We start from the raw sequence: 18568 nt of genomic DNA on the forward strand, positions 1-18568 counted from the left end.
GTGGGGCGGCAGTTGACGCGCCCGGAGGCCGCGCCACGGAGCTGTCAGCAGGGGCGCACCTGTCTGGCATATGCGCCTGGCATGGTCGGTGGAGCAATCAGGAGGTCACAGCACCGCGTTGAGGAATTCGCGCGTACGTTCGTGGGACGGATCGGAGAAGATTTTTTCCGGTGATCCGGATTCCACGACCCGGCCCGCGTCGAACATCAGCACCTTCTCGGAGACGTCCCGGGCGAAGCTCATCTCGTGGGTCACGCAGACCATGGTGATGTCGGTGTTCCTGGCGATGTCCTCCAAGAGCTCCAGCACGCCCGCCACCAGCTCCGGGTCGAGCGCGGACGTCACCTCGTCCAGGAGCAGGATCTCCGGCTCCATGGCCAGGGCCCGTGCGATGGCGACCCGCTGCTGCTGCCCGCCGGACAGCTGGGAGGGGTGGGCGTCGACCTTCGCCGAGAGCCCCACCAGGTCCAGCAGCTCCCGGGCCCGGGTCTCCGCCTCCTCGCGGCTCCTGCCGAGCACGCTGACAGGGGCCTCGGTGATGTTCTGGAGGACCTTCATGTTCGGGAAGAGGTTGAACTGCTGGAAGACCATCCCGATCTTCTTCCGGGACTCCCGCAGCTGCTTCTCGCCCGCCGGCTTCAGTGAACCGTCCGGCTGCCGGAGGTGCGTCAGCGGGGAGCCGTCGACCCAGATCACCCCGTCGCTGACCTTCTCCAGCGTCATCAGCAGCCGCAGGATCGTGGTCTTGCCCGAGCCGCTGGGCCCGATCAGGGTGACGTGCTGACCGCGTTCCACGGTGAAGTCCAGCTCGTCCAGGACCACATGGTCGCCGTAGCGCTTGACCACCTTGTCGAAGCGCACCAGCGGCTCACCCGTGGACGCGCTCGCCGCGACCGCGTCCACCGGGGCCGGGTCCACGGAGGCCCGTGCCGGGTCGGCGGGGTCCGGGGTCCGTGTCTTCTTCGGGGGGAGGGGGTCAGTGGCCAAGGCGCTTCTCCAGCCTTCTCATCAACAGCGACGTGGGGTAGCTCGCGACCAGGAAGATCAGGCCCGCGAGGGTGAACACCTCGGTGTACGCGAAGTTGTCAGCTCCGTACTTCCGGGCCTCGAAGACCATCTCCTGCACCGTGATCACGGCGAGGAACGGCGTCTCCTTGAACATCGAGACCGCGTAGTTCCCGAGCGCGGGCAGCACGTTGCGCACCGCCTGCGGCAGGATCACGGCCTGCCAGGTGCGCCGGGGCGACAGCGACAGCGCGCGGCACGCCTCCCACTGCCCCTTCGGTACGCCGTCGATCCCGGCCCGGTAGACCTCGGAGGTGTACGCGGCGTAGTGGACGCCCAGCACCGCGATGCCGGTGTACAGCGGCTCCACCGTGTTGAACAGGGCGGCCGCACCGACCAGTTGGACCAGCAGCGGGGTGGAGCGGACGAACTCCGTGAGCACGCGCACCGGTACGGTCACGAACCTGCTGGGCGCGCGCCCGGCCACCGCGACGGCCAGCCCCAGCACGGCCGCCACCAGGGTGCCGAGCACCGTGGCGAGCACGGTGACCCGGAAGCCCTCCAGCAGGAGCGGCAGGGACTCCCCGACGGCGTTCCAGTCGAAGCCGTTCACCGGGTACCTCCCACGGCGGTCGTGGACGCGCTGCGGCTCCGGAACAGGCTCTTCGCGCCGCTGTCCAGGCCGAGCCGCCGCTTGGCACTCCGCTCCAGCAGATTCATCAGCATCGTCAGGGCGTAGGCCAGCACGAAGTAGGCGGCCAGCAGGGTCAGATAGGCGGTGAGGGTCTCACCGGTGCGGTCACGCAGCGTCTGGACCACGGTCATCAGATCGGCGGCCGAGATCAGCCACAGCAGCGGGGTGGCCTTCAGCAGCTGGATCAGCAGATTGGTGAAGCTCGGGATCATCTGCACCCAGGCCTGCGGCAGGATCACCTTCCACAGCCGCCTGGACGGGCTGAGGTTGAGCGCGATCGCCGCCTCGTACTGCCCGCGCGGCACGGAGTTGATCGCGCCCCGCACCACTTCGGCCCCGTACGCACCGAAGTTGAGGCCGAAGGCGACCACCCCGCAGACGACGGGAGTCAGTTCGTAGCCGGTCACCAGCGGCATCGCGTAGTAGAGCCAGAACAGCTGGATGTAGAGCGAGGTGCCCCGGAAGAACTCCACGACCACCCGGGAGAAGCCCCGGGCCAGGAGCAGCCCGCTGCCCGCCATCAGGCCGAGTGCGAAGGCCAGGACCCCCGCGAGCAGCGCGCCCAGGACCGTGGCCTGGAGCGTCACCCACAACCCCGACCTGACCTGGGGGAACTCCTCGACGAGGAGAGAGAAGAAGTCACTCATGCGTGTGCGTCCGCCCCGTCAGCCCTTGCAGAGGTCCGCGGTCTTCAGGTCCTCCGGCGGGATCTCCGACTCCCCGAAGCCGTACGGCTCCAGCAGCTGCACGTAGCGCGAGCGGTCCGTGACGATCTTCTTCAGCTCGCGGTTGAAGGAGTCCCGCAGATCCTCGTTGCCCTTGCGGAACACCGCGCCGCCCGGTGAGAACTGCGCGTTGCCGTCGATCTGCGGCACGAACGGCTCGGTGACCTCGGTGTCCGGGTTGGTCTTCGCCAGCCAGCGGAGCGAGATCCCGGTCAGCAGGAACGCGTCGATCCGGCCGCCCTTGACCGCGTCCGCCCCGTCCTGCGGCTTCTGGAGCGTCTTGATGCTGCCCTCGGGTATGCCCGCGCCCTTGGCGTAACTCCCCTCGACCGCACCGGACATGACGCCGATGGTGATCCCGGCCTCCTTCGCGGAGTCCAGGTCGGTGACCTTCTTGGGGTTGCCCTTCCGCACCATCAGCGCGGTCGGCGAGATGAACTCCGGCTCGGAGAAGATCGCGTTGCCGCAGCGCTCCGGGGTGATGGCCATGCCCGCGCTGACCACGTCGTACTTCCCGGCCTGGAGCCCCGGGATGAGCCCGTCCCACTCGGAGAGCGTCGGCTTCAGCTCCTTCACCCCGAGCGCCTGGAAGATCTCCCGGTGCAGGGTCGGGGCCTCGCCCTTGAGCTCCTTGCCCTCCATGTACCCGTACGGCGCCTCGTTGGCGTACGCCACCCGCACGAACCCCTGCTTGCGGAGCTTGTCCAGGGCGCCCTCGCCCGTCGCGGCACCGGAGTCGGTCTTGCTGCACGCGGTCAGCAGGCCGGGAACGACGAGGAGGCCGCCCACGGCCGCCGATCGGTTGAGGAAACCCCGGCGGGACAGGTTCGGGAAGTCAGCCATGGTTCGCAAATCTCCTGGAGGTCGAACAGTCCGGACAGGGTGAGCGCCTGCCCGATCCCGTACGTCTATGCAGGAAGCCCGGGGCTGTGATCGAACGGTGGCCGGAAGGTGACCTTCCCGTGCCCGGAGAGGTGCGCAGGGCGACGGGGGGTGCGCGGGGCGTGTTCCCCCGTCACGGAGGATTCATGACCGCGAGTCGGTACCGGTTTCGGCGCCGCCGTCCCCGGAGACTCCGCCGCCGTCAGCGACGCTGTCCGGCGCGCCGCGTCCGGGGCCCACCGGAGGAATACTGGGAACAGGCCGGGGCAGACGTGACCGACTGCGCGCGCACCGCGCGGCGGGCCGTCACCGTAGGGGAGACGTACAGGCAAGGAGTGGACATGACGACCGTCGGACTGCTTTATCCGGGCCACGCCGCCGAGGACGACTTCCCGCGGATCGAGATCCTGCTCGACACCGACATCCGGCTGCCCCTGTTCTCCACCGACCCCGGCGAGGACGCCTACCGGCCCGACGCGCTGCGCGAGCGCGGCGCCGCCGGCCGGATCGCCGAGGGCGTCGAGGAACTGCGTCTCGCGGGCGCCGAGGCGCTGGTCTGGGCGTCCACCGGGGGCAGCTTCGGACTCGGCTGGGAGGGCGCCCACGAGCAGGCCGCCGCGCTCGCCCGGACGGCGGGCCTGCCCGCGTCCAGCACCTCCGTCGGTTTCGTCCACGCGGTACGCGAGCTGGGCGCGCGCCGCGTCGCCGTCGCCGCGCCCTACCCCGAGGACGTCACCGGGCTCTTCGCGCAGTTCCTGGCGTCGGCGGGCGTCGAGGTGGTCGCGGCCGCGTCCGGCGGAGCCGCCTCGTCGGCCGAGGCCGGCTCCTGGGAGCCGGAGCGGGTGAAGCGGCTGGTGCTGGAGGCCGACGACCCGGACGCGGAGGTGGTGCTGATCCCGGACACCTCCCTGCACACCGCCGCCTACGTCCCTGAGCTGGAGGAGGCGCTCGGCAAGCCGGTCCTCACGGCCTGCCAGGTCACGGTGTGGGAGGGACTGCGCCTCGCCGACCGCAGGATGTGGGCCCCCAGGCTCGGCACCCTGTTCGCCACCCGGGAGCCGGTGCGCGGGTCGCAGGAGCCGAAGGGCATCGAGGTCCGCGAGTAGGCAGCCGGAACGGCGGGCCGGTTCGCCGCCGGGAAACAGCCACCGGGAAAAGCCACCGGGGAAAAAACCACCGGGAATAAAACGGAGCCGTCCTCCTGTTGTCGCCTTTCGGCACGCAGCACGCACGACAGGACCGGGAGAGGCCGACACGTGGACGAGATCCGAGGAGACGAGACCCGCGACGAGGCGAACGGCGCCGGTGGCGGGGGTTCCGCGGGGGACGGCGACGGCATCCGGGGCGTCGCGGGCGGCACCGCCCCCGTCCCGCTGTCCGTCCTGGACCTGGTCACCGTGGGGCAGGGCCGCACCGCGACCCAGGCCCTGCGCACCGGTGTCGAGATCGCCCGGCTCGCCGAGAGCCGGGGCTTCCACCGCTACTGGGTCGCCGAGCACCACTCGATGCCCGGGGTCGCCTCGTCCTCCCCGGCCGTGATCCTCGCCCACATCGCCGCCCGCACCGAGCGCATCCGCCTCGGTTCCGGCGGCGTCATGCTGCCCAACCACGCCCCGCTGGTGATCGCCGAGCAGTTCGGCACCCTGGAGGCGATGGCCCCGGGCCGGGTCGACCTCGGCCTCGGCCGCGCCCCCGGCACGGACGGCGCGACGGCCGCCGCCCTGCGCCGCAGCGACCGGCTCAACGAGGGCGCGGAAGACTTCCCGCAGCAGCTCATGGAGCTGATCCGGTTCCTGGACGACGACTTCCCCGACGGGCACCCCTACAGCCGCATCCACGCCGTACCGGGCCCGGTCCAGGCGACCGCCCCCGGCGGGGTGCAGTCCGCGCACCGGCCGTCCGTCTGGCTGCTCGGCTCCTCCGGCTTCAGCGCCCGGCTGGCCGGGACGCTGGGGCTGCCGTTCGCCTTCGCGCACCACTTCTCGGCGCAGAACACCATCCCGGCGCTCGACCTGTATCGCGACTCCTTCCGGCCCTCCGCCGTGCTGGACGCCCCGTACGCCCTGATCGGGGTGTCCGCGCTGGCCGCCGACGAGGAGCGGGAGGCCCGGCGCGAGGTGCTGACCGGCGCGCTGTCCATGCTCCGGCTGCGTAGCGGCCGCCCGGGGCTGATCCCCAGCCCGGAGGAGGCGGAGGCGTACGCCTTCTCCCCGATGGAGCGGGAGTTCGTCGACGGCTGGCTGGCCAACGTCGTCCACGGCACCGCCGACGAAGTCCGCACCGGCCTCGACGACCTGGCCAAGCGGACCGGCGCCGACGAGCTGATGATCACCGCCAACGCCCACGGCGGGGACGCGCGGCTGCGCAGCTACGACCTGATCGCCGACGCGTACGGGCTGCCGACGGCCGCCGCCTGACCCGCGCCCCGGAGCGCCGCGCCCGCGCCGACCGCGCCGGAGACTTCGCCGGGAGGGCTGACCACCCCGGGGAGTGCGTCAGCCCTCCAGGGGCCGGGAGCCGATCAGTCCGGCGATCCGTTCCGGGGCAACGGCCCGTGAGTACAGCCAGCCCTGCCCGGTGTCGCAGCCGATCCGCCGCAGCCGCTCCGCCTGTCCGGCCGTCTCCACGCACTCCGCGGTGACGGTCAGCCCCAGGCGGTGCGCCAGCTGCACCATGGCCTCCACGATCGTCTCGTCGGCCGGGCTCGGGTGCGTGCCGTCCTCGTAGCGGAAGCCCCGGACGAACGCGCCGTCCAGCTTCAGCACGGAGACGGGCAGCCTGCTCAGGTAGGCGAGGTTGGAGTACCCGGTGCCGAAGTCGTCGATGGCGATCCGCACCCCCATGTCGCTCAGCGCCTGGAGCGCCCGCAGCGGGCGGCCGCCGGAGCCCATCACCGCGGACTCGGTCAGCTCCAGCTGGAGCAGGCCCGCCGCCAGCCCGGTCTCGGCCAGGATCTCCGCCACGTCGGCGACCAGGTCGGAGTCCCAGACCTGGCGTACGGCGACGTTGACGCTGATGAACAGCGGCGGCTCGTCGGGGTGGTCCAGCTGCCAGCGCCGGGCCTGGCGGCACGCGGTGCGCAGCACCCACCGGCCGAGCTGCACGATCGAGCCGTCCTCCTCGGCGATGCCGACGAACCGATTCGGCGCGAGCATCCCGAACTGCGGGTGGTTCCAGCGGACCAGCGCCTCCACCCCGCGCAGCACCCCGTCCGCCATCCCCACCAGCGGCTGGTACTCCAGCGTGAACTCACCGCGCTCCACGGCGGGCCGGAGCGTGGAGGACAGCGACTGCCGGGTCATGCGGTGGGCGTTGCGCTCCGGGTCGAACAGGGTCCAGCGGCCCTTGCCGTCGGCCTTCGCCCAGTACAGCGTGGTGTCGGCGGCCTGCATCAGACCGGTGGGCGAGGTGCCGGCCGCGGGCCGCTCCACCACCCCGATCGACGCGGAGACCGAGAACCGCTGCCCGGCCAGGTCGAACGGCTGCTGGAGCGCGGCGAGCACCGAGCGGGCCAGGTCGGTCAGCTCCTGGGTGCCCGCCGAGTCCTCGACCAGGATCGCGAACTCGTCGCCGCCCAGCCGCGCCACCAGCCGGTTGCCGCCGAAGGCGCCGGAGGCGTCGTTCTCCGCGCAGTCGGTGAGCCGCCCCGCGACGGCGGCCAGCAGCCGGTCCCCGGTGCGGTGGCCCAGGGTGTCGTTGATCGCCTTGAAGCCGTCCAGGTCGAGATAGCAGAGCCCGATCCGGGTGTGCTGCCGGTCCGCCGGCGAGTCGTCCTGGTACGGCGGGGTCTCCAGGGCCGCGGCGAGGCGCTCGAAGAACAGCGTCCGGTTCGGCAGCCGGGTCACCGGGTCGTGCATCTGGAGGTGGCGCAGCCGCTCCTGGAGCTCGCGCCGGTCGCTGATGTCCGCGATCGTCAGCAGGACCCGGGCGGGCTCCGCGGCCGAGGTGCCGGTCATGGGCACCACGGTGACCTCGGCCCACAGGGAGCGCCCGTCGGGGTGCTTGATGCGGCGGGTGCAGCGGAAGCGGGAGCGGCGGCCCTGGAGCACCTCGCGGTAGGCGAGCCAGGTGCGGTCGTCGGAGGTGAGGTCGAGCAGCTCGCACGCCTGCTGCCGGGCGAGGGCGCTCGTCGCCGTGCCCAGGAGCCCGCCGAGCGCCTCGTTGGCCCGCAGGATCTGGCCGCGGCCGTCGACGACGGCCATGGGGAGCGTGGCGGCGTTGAAGGCGGCGCGGTAGTCGCGCAGCTCGGACGAGGAGGCGTCGGGCCGGGGTGTTCCGCGCCGGAGCGCGGCGTCCGCGACGGCGGGGGCGCCGGAGGCCGCGGCATGACGCTCCGTGACCGGCGCGGGGGGTGCGCCGGAGGACGTGCCTGCCGGAGCACTCGGCCCTTCGGAGGTTCCGTTCACCGCTCGCTCCCGCTGTGAAGGTTCGTCGTGAACAGGTGGGGTCGGACAGGCCACCGGGTGGCGGCCCCGTCAAGGGGCCCGTTCCACGCGGGGAAGCGTGGTGAAGCATAGAGGGTGCCGCCTCGGCCGTTCCAGCTCGCGGTCCGGGACGAGCGGGTACCGGGGTACGCGAAGGGGGCGCGAGAGGACCGGGAAAGCGCCCCGCGCGGGCGAAGGGACACGTTCCGGTTTGCCCGATCCTGATCATTTCTGAGCTGATGAGTTGGGATGGCCGATTTATCTGACTGATAGTGACGTTCCGTGAAGGCGTGGGTGGTGATACTGACCGCTGACCCGAGTGGGGCAGCACAACAGGGCGTGGAGTCGTGAACCGGCACAGGGTGGACGGGATGGACCGCGTTTCCCCACCCGGAGGTCGATGTGCCGTTGCGTCGCGGACCCGGGGGAGCGGAACGGCCGTCGCTGCGCAGTGTGGCGGCCGCCGCGACCTCCCTCCTGGCGCTCGCCGCCACGTCTCTCGTCGCGGGGCCCGTCGTGGCCGCGGCGCGGGACGGCGCCGAGCCCTGCGCCCTGACCCGGACGGCGGCGCACCACTCGCTCGGGCTGGACACCTGGAACACCGCCTACCCCCGCCCGGAACAGGGCCTGGACGCGGTCATGGTCTTCCTGTCCTTCCCGGACTCCACCCCCAGGCTCACCCCCGCGCAGCTGACCGCCGATCACTTCCCCGCCACCTCCCGCTTCTTCGAACGCTCCAGCTACGGCGGTTTCACCCTGCGCCCCCACCCGCAGCGGACCTGGACCCCGATGCCGCGCGACTCCACCTGGTACGCCATAGAGCGCGACTGGGACGCCGAGCGGCGCACCGCCTACCTGCGCGACGCCATCGCCGCCGCCGACGAGGCCGTCGACTTCTCCGCGTACGACATCGTCTACCTGGTCGCCGACCCGGACGCCCCCGGCGTCGACTCCGACGCCACCAAGGTCGTCAACTTCGACCAGCCGCTGCGCGCCGACGGCACCGACATCCGCCGCGTGGTGACGGTCTTCGAGCAGCACCCGCCGGACCGCAACGTCCTCGCCCACGAGACCGGGCACGTCTTCGACCTCGCCGACCTCTACCACCGGCCCGTCGACGGCAAGGGCGACTGGGACACCTATGTGGGCGACTGGGACGTCATGGGCAGTCAGTTCGGCCTCGCCCCGGACCTGTTCGGCTGGCACAAGTGGAAGCTCGGCTGGCTGGGCGGGCGGCAGGTCGTCTGCGTCCAGGACTCGACCGACCTCACCCTGGAGCCGGTCGCCGCCGCCCCGCCGCCCGGCGGGTCGATGGGGACCCGGCTCGCCGTCATCCGCACCGGCGTCGACAGTGCGCTGGCGATCGAGGCCCGCAGCGCCACCGGGAACGACCGGGACACCTGTACCGAGGGCATCCTGATCTACCGCATCCGCAGCGGTACGGTCTCCGGCGACGGGCCCGTCGAGGTGGTGGACACCCACCCGGAGACCGGGGCCTGCTGGGACCGCTCGGTCTACCCGCCGCTCGCCGACGCGCCTCTCGGCGTGGGGGAGACCTTCACCGTGCCCGGCGACGGCACCCGTATCGAGGTGGCCGACCGCACCGCGTCCGGCTCCTGGACGGTCCGCGTCACCACCGGCCTCTGAACCCCGCACGAGGAGGGCGATCGAGAGGGCGAAAACGGAACGCGCACACGAAGAAGCCCCCCGCTTCCGCGAGGGGCTTCTTCCGTCGGTGCGCCGTCAGGGACTCGAACCCCGGACCCGCTGATTAAGAGTCAGCTGCTCTAACCAACTGAGCTAACGGCGCCTGGTGACGTCGTAGACATTAGCATCCAGATCCGCCCGAGGAAAAATCGCACCCGCGGTGCCCCGGGAGGTCGCCGACCGGCTCACCCGGACACAGGCCCAGAGCAGCGCGTCGGGCCCCGGCAGCCACGGGCTACGGGTGTCCGGCGCGACCAGCCAGCGCGGCCCGCCCTCGGACGAACCGCAGGTCAGCGGCGGTACGGTCACGGCGTCCCCGGTCCCGTGGCAGAGCAGCGGCGGCACCCCGCCCCGCTGTCGCCCGGTCTCCGGGGGGCCGCCCGCCCCCCACTCCTCCCAGGCGAGCAGCGAGGGCAGCCGCTGGGCCGTCCCGGGGGCCGCGAACAGCAGCATCCGGCCGCGGTGCGTGGCGACCGGCCCGGAGCCGGGGCCCTCGGACCACAAGCGCTCCACCATCCGCCGCCCGAACAGCGCGGGCACGTTGACGACGTCGAAAGCGGAACCGCAGGGCAGCACCGCGGGCGCGTCCGGGTGCTCCTCCCACTGGGCGAGCGTGCTGCGCGGATAGGCCGTGGCTCCGGCGAGCCAGGCGGCGCCGGCCGCGGTGACCTGGGCGGCCTGCTGTCCGGACTGGTCCCGCAGCAGGGCGAAGATGTCGACGCCGTGGTGCGCGGTGGCGGCACCGGCGTGCAGGGTCGTTTCGTCTTTCAGCCATGCGCTCATGCACTCAGGTCTACCGGGAGTGACGGGACTGATTCCGAGAGTTGCCGGAAACCGGGACAGGGCGGGAGGACGAGGGGTATCGTGCCCGCCGGAATATGCCACGGGACCTGACCCCGGTCCGGTGCCGCAGCGGACCGGGTGGGGGAGCCGGGGCCCTTCCCGTCGGTCGCGGCGGCCCGCGGGATCAGGGCGTCGGCGCGTCCAGCAGGGACCGGCCGAACTCGATCATCTTCTTCGCGTAGTCCTCGGTCCACTCCGCCCGCTCCGCGACGTCCGCGGGCGTCAGCCGGTCGAAGCGGCGCGGGTCGGCGAGCTGGGCCGCCGCGATCGCCTGGAACTCCACCGACCGGTCCGCCGCCGCCCGGAACGCGTGCGTCAGCTCGGTGGCGCGGGCCAGCAGCTCGCGGGGGTCCTCCATCGACTCCAGGTCGAAGAAGTGCTCCGGGTCGGCCGCCGCCTGAGACGGCTCGAAGAGCAGGGGCGCGGGGCGCAGCCGCTGCCGTTCGTTCCGCTCGGACTCTGTCATGTGCTGTTCCTCCTCGGACGGCCTGGCGGCCTGGCGGCTCGACGACCTGATGGTCCGGACGACCCGGACGGCCAGGGGCGACCCGGACGGCCACCCTCCATTGTCCAACCCCGCGCAAGAGGGCCGGGGCGTGAACGGGAGCGCGCGCGGTGCGCCCGGCTCCGGAGTGCCTACGGCGGCGCTCAGGGCCGCCACCGCACCCGCCGCTCCGCCAGGTGCGCCAGCACCGCGTGGTTGGCCTCCCAGCCGTCGGGGAACTTCACCGTGACGCCCAGCTGGACCGGCTCCGTCGAGGGGTGCTCGTCGAGCAGGTCCGCCACCCCCTCCCGGCAGACCACGACGCACGCGTGCCGGTGCCGGGAGGCCAGCACGCACAGGCGGCCCGTCTCCAGGTGGAACGCGGTGGCGTCGGGGCGGCCCGACAGCGGGTGCAGGACCACCGTGACGTCGAACTCGCGGCCCTGGAGGCGGTTCGCCGTGTCCACGGCCACCCCCGTGACGCCCAGGTCCGCGAGGGCCGCCCGCACCGCGGCCGCCTGGTCCCGGTGGGCCGTGCCGACCGCCACCCGGTCCGCCGTCACCGGCACCGGGCCCTCGGCCCGCTCGCTCGTCGCGACGCCGCCCCGGTCCAGCAGCCGCCGGACCACCAGCGCCACCGCCCGCACCGCCTCGGGGTCCGTACGCGGGGTGTGCCGGGCCGGCAGCTCCAGCAGCCCCCACCCGGACTCCGCCGCCTCGTCCAGCACCCGGTCCGGGCCCGAGCCGTCCGACGCCACCTTGAAGGACAGCTTCCGGTCCCCGTGGTCCGTACCGCTGCGGAACGGCGTGTACGGGTAGAACGCGTCCGACACCAGCGGCGCTGCCGACGCCGGGAGCCGCCAGGAGACCGGCAGCCGGTGCTGCGGCAGCTCCGGATTGTGCGCGAGCAGCGTGGAGACGGCGCTCGCGGACGGGTCGTAGCTCAGCCCCGCCCACTGGTCCGCGCCGACGATCGAGAACGGGTCCAGCTGCCCCGGATCCCCGACGAACAGCGCCCGCTCGAACAGCCCGGCCACGGCCAGCAGCGCGTCCGAACGCATCTGGTAGGCCTCGTCGACGATCGCGTGCCCCCACGGCTCCACGTTCTTCACGTGCGCCCACTTGGCGGCCGTCGAGATCACCACGTCGAGCCCGGCCAGGTCCGCCGCCTTCGCCGACTTCGTCACGTTGGCGAGACCGTCGAGGGCCTTGTCGTACGGGTCGGAGTCGCTGCTGTGCAGCCGCCCCACCGGCAGCTCCGGCTCCTTCTCGGCGAGGCGCAGCACCAGGTCGTCCACCTGGGCGTTGGTCTGCGCGACCACCATCAGCGGGCGTCCGGCGGCGGCCAGCTCCAGGGCCGCCCGGACCACCAGCGTCGACTTCCCCGCGCCGGGCGGGGAGTCCACGACGATGCCGCGGGAAGAGCCGCGCAGGGTGTCGTCGAGGATCGCGCCGGTCGCCCGCGCGGCCGCCGCACCGGGATCGAAGACGGTGCTCACGGTCGGCCCTCCGGGGCGATCGGGCTGAGGCTCACAGCAGGTCCTCCGGGGTCACGGGGTCGGGGCGCTCGCCGCGCGCGGCGGGGTCCGCGCCCGGCGGGCCGCCGTGCGTCCACGGTGTCTCCTCCGGGTCCGGCAGCTTCGGCCCGGAGCGCTGGTCGTGCTCGAACAGGGTCCAGGCGATCCGTTCCCCGGGCTCCGGCAGCGAACCGGGCGCGGGCTCCTTGCCCCGGCCCATCCGGTCCAGGATCCGCAGCACGAGCAGGATCTCGCCGCCGTCCCCGGCCGCGTCCCCGTCCCCGTCCGGGACCGCGCCCGCCGCCCCGGACTCTCCGCCCGCCGGCCCGGGGGCGTACCACCGGACGAACTCCGCCGACTGCGGCTTGCCCTCCAGGGAGCGGTACACCTTCGTCCGCTCGCCCAGGTGCGGGCGCTCGTCGGTGCGGACGGTGACCAGCGGGCGCGGGGAGGGCCGCTTGGACTCGGTGTACGCCATCTCGACGCCGGTCACCGTGGCCAGGAACGCCTCTCCGGCGAGCCGCCGTCCCGCCAGCACCAGCGGATCGTCCAGCGCCTCCTGGGCCTCCAGCTGGGCCTGGGCGGTCTCCCGGGACGCCAGCTTCTGCGCGGCGGTCACCGCGTCGTCGCGGCGCGGCTGCGGCGGCTCGCCCGAACGCACCCGGTCCCGGTGACCGGTGAACGACCAGCGGTCCCGGGTCCAGCGGTCCTCGGTCCGGGCCCCCTCCGGCAGCTCCCGCAGCAGGTCGAGCCCGCGCCACACCGCGTCCCACGTCGGCAGCGTCACCTTCGCCAGCAGCGACCGGATCTCCCGCTCGGCACCGCTCAGCGCACCGAGCCGTTCGTCCGCCGCGAGCCCGTCCTCGGCGGTCGCGAGCGCCGTACGCGCCCGGTCGTAGCGTTCGATCGCGGGGGCCAGGAGCCGGTTGTCGAAGTCCGGGTCGGTGGCCGGGCCCGCGGGCGGGCAGAGCAGCTGGTGCTCGCCGTCCCGGGCCAGCTCGGCATGGAGCGCAGCCTCCGCCCCCGAGGAGCCGTCCGGCGGGTCGATCCAGGCGAGCAGCGCCCCCAGGTGCTGGTCCTCCAGGCTGCTCTGCCCGGTCGCCCAGTGCCGGTTCAGCAGGTCCGTGGCGGCCAGCAGCAGCGCGGAGCCGGGCACCCGGGCCCGCTCCCCGTAGTGCGTCAGCCAGCGGCCGAGCAGCGGAACCCGGGCCGGGGCCGGGTAGGGCGTGTCCGGGTCGTCCTCGGCGGTGCGGCGGAAGCGCATGGACCGGCCCAGCAGCCGGACGAACTCGACGCCCGCCCGGCTCGGCACGATCAGCTGCGGCGCGTCCGTGCACAGCTCGACCTCGACCTTGGTCCGCCTGCCCGTCGCCGGGTCGGTCTCGTTGCGCTCGGCGGGCTCGACGACGTCCGCGTACGCCTCCAGGTGCGGAAGGACGGCCTCCGCCAGCTCCGCCAGGAACGCGAACCGCAGGTCCCGGTCGCGCGGCTGGGCGACCGCCAGCAGCCGGGGCGCCTCCCGGTCCGTGCCCACCAGCGCCCCCAGCGGGGCCCCGGCCTCACCGGCGGTGGTCAGCGGCACCAGCACCAGCGGCCGGTCGGTGAGACGGCGGTGGCGGACGGTCGCCAGCGGCTGGGCGCGCCCGGAGTCGACGGCCTCCAGCCGGGCGAGCGTGGTGATCAGCGACATACGGCGGCCGCCTCCCGGTCCCGGTCACGCAGGGCGGCGCTCTCCAGCGCCTCGGCGCGCAGCGCGGCGGCCCGCCGCAGCGCCGCGACCGTGGGGTCGGCGGGGTCGCCCTCCTTGCCCGCGGCGGCGGCCAGCACCCCCGCCACCGTGGTCAGCCCGCCCAGCTCACCGCGCACGCTCCGGCCCAGCGTCTCCACGGCGCCCCCGGCCCGGGAGCTCGCCCGGCAGTGGAAGGCCAGCTCGCAGGCGGCCAGACACTCGGGGGCGTAGGCGGCGGGCACGGCGGAGACGGCCGCCCCCAGCTCCCGCGGCGAGCACGCCGGGTCGAACGTGGTCCCCTCCGGCAGGGCGTCCGCGATGTCCTCGATCCGGGTGAGCCGGGTCAGCTGGCGGCGGGTGACGGCCCGCTGCTTGCGTACGTCGACGACGGAGGCGGTCGGCAGGTTGGAGAAGTCCTTGGGGCAGACCAGCAGCACCCGGTGGCCCACCTCGGCGCCCTCGGTCACCGCCGCGACCCGCTCCAGCGCCAGCACGTACACCGCGGCCTGGCGGGCGGCGGCCCCGACCTTCGCGGCGTCGGCGGAGGCGTCGATCATGGGGAACGACTTGATCTCGACGACGGTCCACCGGCCGTCGGGGTGCACCACCACCGCGTCCGGCTCCAGATAGGCGGGGGAGCCCGCCACCTCCAGGGCCAGCATCGGGTGGTCCAGCAGCGCCCAGCCGCCGGCCGCCGTCGCCTCCCGCAGCGCGAGCGCGGTGCGCGCGGCGCGGCCCTCGGGACCGGCGGCGCTCAGATCGGGGGCGGCGACGTCCGTGTCCGGGGCCGGAGCGCCGTCCCCGAGGTGTTCGTACAGCAGGCGCAGCAGCTCCGCACCGCCGTCGGCCTTGACCCGCGCCTCGAAGGCGTTGCCGCGCATGAAGGCGAACTGGGACTGGCCGAAGGGGGCGGGGGAGCCGAGCGCGGTGGCCAGGACGCTCTTGTCGACCCCGGCGCCGTCCAGCAGGGCCCGCCGCTTGCAGCCGGGATTCGCGGCGAGGGCGGCCAGTGCGCGGGCGTCGAGCGGATGCGGCGCGACGGAGGGGCCGCGCAGCTCAGCGAGCCGCTGCCGGAGCGTCGTCGCTCGCGCTCGCGTCGGCTGCGGCTCGGGCTGCCGCGCCGCCGACTGCCGCGCCGGGGGGATCTGCGGAGGAGGTCCGCTGGCCGGGGATTCGCTCACCCGCGGAAGTCTCGCACCCGGCACTGACATCACGGGACACGGTCGCCGAAACACCGGCCGGCACTCGCACCGGAACGCCCCTCGGACCGGTCCCCGCGCCGCCACCCGGAGCGCCCCTCGGACCACCCGCCCGGACGGCCCCCGGGCCGGCCGTCGAAGAGCCCCCGGGACCGCGGGCGGCGTCGGCGGCCCGTGCGGTCCGGACACCCCTGGCACCCCTGGCATTCGGGACGTCCCGGAACCGCTCCGCGAGCGGGCGGACCAGGCGGGCGCCGCCCCAGGCCTTGCACCGGTCGGCGATCCGCATGGCGGGCCTGGCCAGCAGCGCTCCGAGGCCCATCACCGCGGCGCCCGCGACGGCGTCCAGGAAGTAGTGGTTGGCGGTGCCCATCACGACGACGGTGGTGATCAGCGGATAGGCGACGCCCGCCGCCCGGACGAGAGGATGACGGCCGTGCCGCCACAGCAGGACACCGCACCAGATCGACCAGCCGACATGCAGGCTCGGCATCGCGGCGTACTGGTTGGTCATCCCGCTCAGCCCGCGCGGGGCGCTCGCGCCCGCGCCCCACCAGCCGTACGCGCTGTACTGCGCCATCGTGTCGACGAAGCCGTGGCTCGCGTCCAGCAGCCGGGGCGGACACGTCGGCATCAGCGTGAAGCCGACCAGCCCCAGCAGCGTCGAGTTCATCAGCCAGACCCGGGCCGCGCGGTAGGCGGCCGACCTGCGGCGGAAGAGCCAGACGAGGACGGCCGGGGTGACCACGTAGTGCAGCGAGGCGTACACGAAGTCGGCGGGGATCCCGATGGACGGGGTGGTGGTGAAGAGCCGGTTCAGCGGATGCTCGGCGTTCAGGTACAGCGCCTGCTCGAACCGCAGGATCGCCAGACCGTTGTCGACCGCCGTCGACACATCGCCGCGCACCAGGAGACGGCCCGCCGAATACAGCGCGTAGACCACCGCGATCAGCGGCAGCTCCGTCCACCAACGAGGCCGATGAACCGGCGCGGGCGGCGCGGTGGCGTTCGGCATCCGGTCGTTCTCCCCCTTGTTCACGTCGCTGACGGCGAGCGTTCAACCGTACGGCGGCACAGTGCCGCCGATTCCCCCGGGGGTCCCCTTGCCGGAGATCCCCCACGTAGTCCTCCCGCGGACCGCCCGCTGTGGTCGACGGGGCGGCGGGGGCGACTGTTCAGGGAGGGACGTCGGTACGGCCCCCGAGGTTGCGCGGGCGGCCGGTACGGGATGATGGGACCCACCCCAGCGTCAGCGTTCCAGGGAGAGCCGTTCATGGCACCGCGCATCCTGCTCGCCCGGCACGGCCAGACCCAGTGGTCGGTCCAGGGCCGTCACACCGGCAGGACGGACATCCCGCTGCTGGACACCGGCCGCGAGGGAGCCAAGCTGCTCGGCGAGCGGCTCCACCGGGCGCCGTGGGCGGGCCTGCCCGGCGTCGAGGTCCGCACCAGCCCGCTCGTCCGGGCCGCCGAGACCTGCGAGCTGGCCGGGTTCGGAGGCCGGGCCGGGACGTGGGACGCGCTGATGGAGTGGGACTACGGGGCGTACGAGGGCCTGACCCCGGCGCAGATCAAGGCGGACCGGCCCGACTGGCTGATCTGGCGGGACGGGGTCCCCGGCGGGGAGTCCGTCGCGGACGTCGCGGCCCGCGCGGACGAGATCGTCGCCTGGGCGCGGTCGGCGGACCGGGACGTCCTGGTCTTCGCCCACGGCCACATCCTGCGGGCGCTGGGCGCGCGGTGGCTCGGGGAGGACCTGTCCTTCGGCGCCCGCGTCCGCCTGGAGCCGACATCGCTGTCGGTCCTGGGCTGGGCGTACGGCGAACCGGCGGTGGAACGCTGGAACGACACGGGCCACCTGGAGCGGTAGCCCGCCCCGCGTTCAGCCGCCCCGGTGGCGGGTCAGGAACGCCGTGACCGGGGCCGCCCCGCCCCGGGACTCCAGGACCCGCGCCGCCCCCTCCAGCATCCCCCGGATGCGCGAGGACCGGACCCGGTCCAGCAGGTCCAGCACCTGATGGCCCGTCGCCGCCGCCTCGTCCGCCCGGCCCGCCCGCGCCAGGTCCCCCGTCAGCTGCGCCCGGTACAACGCCAGGTTGCGGGTGAAGTGCGCGTCCTGGAGCGCGACCGCCCGCCGCCCGTGGCGCGCCGCCCGGGACCAGTCGCCCAGCGCCGACCAGCACTGGGCCTCCAGCAGCTCCAGCTCCGCCTCCCGGAAGAAGCTCATCCACTCCGGATCGGCCGCCGCCGGCCCCCGCTCGAAGGCGGCCCGCGCCCGCCCGAGCGCCCGGTCGCACCCCGTACGGTCGCCCAGTCCCGCCCGGCCGCCCGCCTCCCGCAGCGCGAGCAGCGACAGCAGCCGGGGCGAGCCCAGGGCGCGGGCGGCCCGCTGTCCGGCCTCCGCCGCCCGTACCGCCTCCCGCGGCCGCCCCGCGTCCCGGGCCAGGAACGAGGTGTTGCAGAACGCGTGCGCCTCCAGGCCCGCGTCCCCGGCCAGCCGGGCCGTGGCGAGCGCCTCCGCGTAGTGCGACCGTGCGTCGTCGAAGCGGCCCGAGTCGTGGGCCAGCCAGCCCACCGAGATCGCCAGCTCGCCCGCGCCCGCGTGCAGCCGGTCCGCGGTGGCTCGCCGCGCGGTGATCCCCGCGTCCAGCAACTCGTACGCGGCGCGCAACGGCTGGGCGGCCCGTCGGTAGAGCCCGTCCGCGCCGTGCCGGTCGTCCAGCAGCCGGATCTGCCGTACGGCCTTCTCGACGGCGCTCACCTCGGCCTCGCCGACCCGGCGCTGCGCGGGCAGGAAGACCCGGCCGGGGGCACCGGCGGAGGCGGGGGCTCCGCCGAGCCCCAGGGAGGCGGCCGCCACCGTGGCGGTGCCGCTCATCATGAACACGCGACGCAGCACGTCGCTCTCCTCGTCGGTGTCGTCGGTTCCATCGATGTGGCTGGTGTCGTCCGTGTCACCGGGGGCATCGGGACGCTCGCGGGGGGACCCGGGGGCGGGCGGGGGTCCGGACACGGCCCGCGCCCCTCTTCCCCGTACGCTCTCGCGGGCCGAGAACCCCAGGTCGGCCAGGGACGACCCGGGAAACATGTGCAGGAAGACCCGCTCGTAGGCGTAGTTGGGGCAGCGGATCTCACCGGACTCGACGCGCCCCACGTACCGGGCGTCGCACGCGACCTGTTCCCCGATCTCCCGTGCCGCCCGGCGTACTGCCGCCGCGAACTCCCCGGCGGACCGCCGGCCGCGCAGGCCGCGGAAGGTGAGGTTCGGAACTGCCCCTGTCGACGCCATGACCGGCCCCTCTCTGGTGCAGCCGGGGATCGTGCTCTCCGTTGGTCCCGGCGGAGCAAGAACGTACCTG

At 73.9% G+C, this 18568-nt stretch carries 16 protein-coding genes and 1 tRNA gene; 4 read left to right on the top strand and 13 right to left on the bottom strand.

Annotation, left to right across the window (positions count from 1 at the left end; genetic code table 11):
* Window positions 1–105: 105 nt before the first annotated feature.
* The 4 genes from ehuA to ehuB are packed head-to-tail and all read right to left on the bottom strand — an operon-like array spanning window position 106 to window position 3267.
* Window positions 106–987 (bottom strand): ectoine/hydroxyectoine ABC transporter ATP-binding protein EhuA, encoded by an 882-nt coding sequence (gene ehuA, locus ACIRRU_RS07550; protein WP_363199690.1) that lies wholly within the window; start codon window positions 985–987, stop codon window positions 106–108.
* The gene (ehuD, locus tag ACIRRU_RS07555; RefSeq protein ID WP_403677407.1) at window positions 977–1618 is read right to left on the bottom strand and encodes an ectoine/hydroxyectoine ABC transporter permease subunit EhuD; all 642 of its coding nucleotides are present in this window, start codon (window positions 1616–1618) and stop codon (window positions 977–979) included. Before ehuD ends, ehuA begins: the two co-directional genes overlap by 11 nt.
* Complete coding sequence (gene ehuC, locus ACIRRU_RS07560) at window positions 1615–2346, bottom strand: ectoine/hydroxyectoine ABC transporter permease subunit EhuC (RefSeq protein ID WP_403677410.1); 732 nt, start codon at window positions 2344–2346, stop codon at window positions 1615–1617. Before ehuC ends, ehuD begins: the two co-directional genes overlap by 4 nt.
* A gap of 18 nt (window positions 2347–2364) precedes the next feature.
* Window positions 2365–3267 carry an ectoine/hydroxyectoine ABC transporter substrate-binding protein EhuB gene (gene ehuB, locus ACIRRU_RS07565; protein WP_403677413.1) on the bottom strand — a complete coding sequence of 301 codons (903 nt, stop codon included), beginning with the start codon at window positions 3265–3267 and terminating at the stop codon, window positions 2365–2367.
* Between the two features lie 380 nt (window positions 3268–3647).
* On the opposite strand from ehuB, the gene ACIRRU_RS07570 reads away from it, so the two are divergent.
* On the top strand, window positions 3648–4412 hold the full coding sequence (locus ACIRRU_RS07570) for a decarboxylase (protein ID WP_403677416.1): 765 nt from the start codon (window positions 3648–3650) through the stop codon (window positions 4410–4412).
* Window positions 4413–4562: 150 nt separating this feature from the next.
* Window positions 4563–5723, top strand: a complete 1161-nt coding sequence (locus ACIRRU_RS07575; protein WP_403677419.1) for an LLM class flavin-dependent oxidoreductase — start codon at window positions 4563–4565, stop codon at window positions 5721–5723.
* Window positions 5724–5801: 78 nt separating this feature from the next.
* Here the strand turns inward: ACIRRU_RS07575 and ACIRRU_RS07580 are convergent, their stop codons facing one another.
* Entirely contained in the window at window positions 5802–7712 is a 1911-nt protein-coding gene (locus ACIRRU_RS07580; RefSeq protein WP_403677422.1) for a putative bifunctional diguanylate cyclase/phosphodiesterase, read from the bottom strand.
* A 420-nt stretch (window positions 7713–8132) separates the two neighbouring features.
* Here ACIRRU_RS07580 and ACIRRU_RS07585 point away from each other — a divergent pair, with 420 nt between their 5' ends.
* A complete protein-coding gene (locus ACIRRU_RS07585; RefSeq protein WP_403677425.1) occupies window positions 8133–9377 on the top strand; it encodes a M6 family metalloprotease domain-containing protein in 1245 nt (414 codons plus the stop codon).
* An 89-nt stretch (window positions 9378–9466) separates the two neighbouring features.
* On the opposite strand, the gene ACIRRU_RS07590 is transcribed toward ACIRRU_RS07585, so the two are convergent.
* The 7 genes from ACIRRU_RS07590 to ACIRRU_RS07620 all read right to left on the bottom strand — a co-directional run bounded on the left by ACIRRU_RS07590 (window position 9467) and on the right by ACIRRU_RS07620 (window position 16224).
* Window positions 9467–9540 (bottom strand) — tRNA-Lys (locus ACIRRU_RS07590).
* Entirely contained in the window at window positions 9531–10220 is a 690-nt protein-coding gene (locus tag ACIRRU_RS07595) for a bifunctional DNA primase/polymerase (RefSeq protein ID WP_403677428.1), read from the bottom strand. The genes ACIRRU_RS07590 and ACIRRU_RS07595 overlap by 10 nt, the downstream gene beginning before the upstream one ends.
* Window positions 10221–10404: 184 nt before the next feature.
* Window positions 10405–10746 carry a hypothetical protein gene (locus ACIRRU_RS07600; protein WP_363199681.1) on the bottom strand — a complete coding sequence of 114 codons (342 nt, stop codon included), beginning with the start codon at window positions 10744–10746 and terminating at the stop codon, window positions 10405–10407.
* 182 nt (window positions 10747–10928) lie between these two features.
* Window positions 10929–12263: an AAA domain-containing protein gene (locus ACIRRU_RS07605; protein WP_403677431.1), complete on the bottom strand. Its 1335-nt coding sequence runs from the start codon at window positions 12261–12263 to the stop codon at window positions 10929–10931.
* 31 nt (window positions 12264–12294) lie between these two features.
* Window positions 12295–13971, bottom strand: a complete 1677-nt coding sequence (locus ACIRRU_RS07610) for a hypothetical protein (RefSeq protein ID WP_403677434.1) — start codon at window positions 13969–13971, stop codon at window positions 12295–12297.
* Window positions 13962–15155: a hypothetical protein gene (locus ACIRRU_RS07615; protein WP_403677868.1), complete on the bottom strand. Its 1194-nt coding sequence runs from the start codon at window positions 15153–15155 to the stop codon at window positions 13962–13964. The genes ACIRRU_RS07610 and ACIRRU_RS07615 overlap by 10 nt, the downstream gene beginning before the upstream one ends.
* Window positions 15067–16224, bottom strand: coding sequence for a phosphatase PAP2 family protein (locus tag ACIRRU_RS07620; protein WP_403677871.1), 1158 nt, complete (start codon window positions 16222–16224; stop codon window positions 15067–15069). Before ACIRRU_RS07620 ends, ACIRRU_RS07615 begins: the two co-directional genes overlap by 89 nt.
* Window positions 16225–16482: 258 nt before the next feature.
* Here ACIRRU_RS07620 and ACIRRU_RS07625 point away from each other — a divergent pair, with 258 nt between their 5' ends.
* Complete coding sequence (locus ACIRRU_RS07625) at window positions 16483–17079, top strand: histidine phosphatase family protein (protein ID WP_403677437.1); 597 nt, start codon at window positions 16483–16485, stop codon at window positions 17077–17079.
* A 12-nt stretch (window positions 17080–17091) separates the two neighbouring features.
* Here the strand turns inward: ACIRRU_RS07625 and ACIRRU_RS07630 are convergent, their stop codons facing one another.
* Entirely contained in the window at window positions 17092–18498 is a 1407-nt protein-coding gene (locus ACIRRU_RS07630; protein WP_403677441.1) for a tetratricopeptide repeat protein, read from the bottom strand.
* Window positions 18499–18568: the final 70 nt, after the last annotated feature.

Source organism: Streptomyces sp. NPDC101181 (genome assembly GCF_044767975.1).
Taxonomy (GTDB): domain Bacteria; phylum Actinomycetota; class Actinomycetes; order Streptomycetales; family Streptomycetaceae; genus Streptomyces.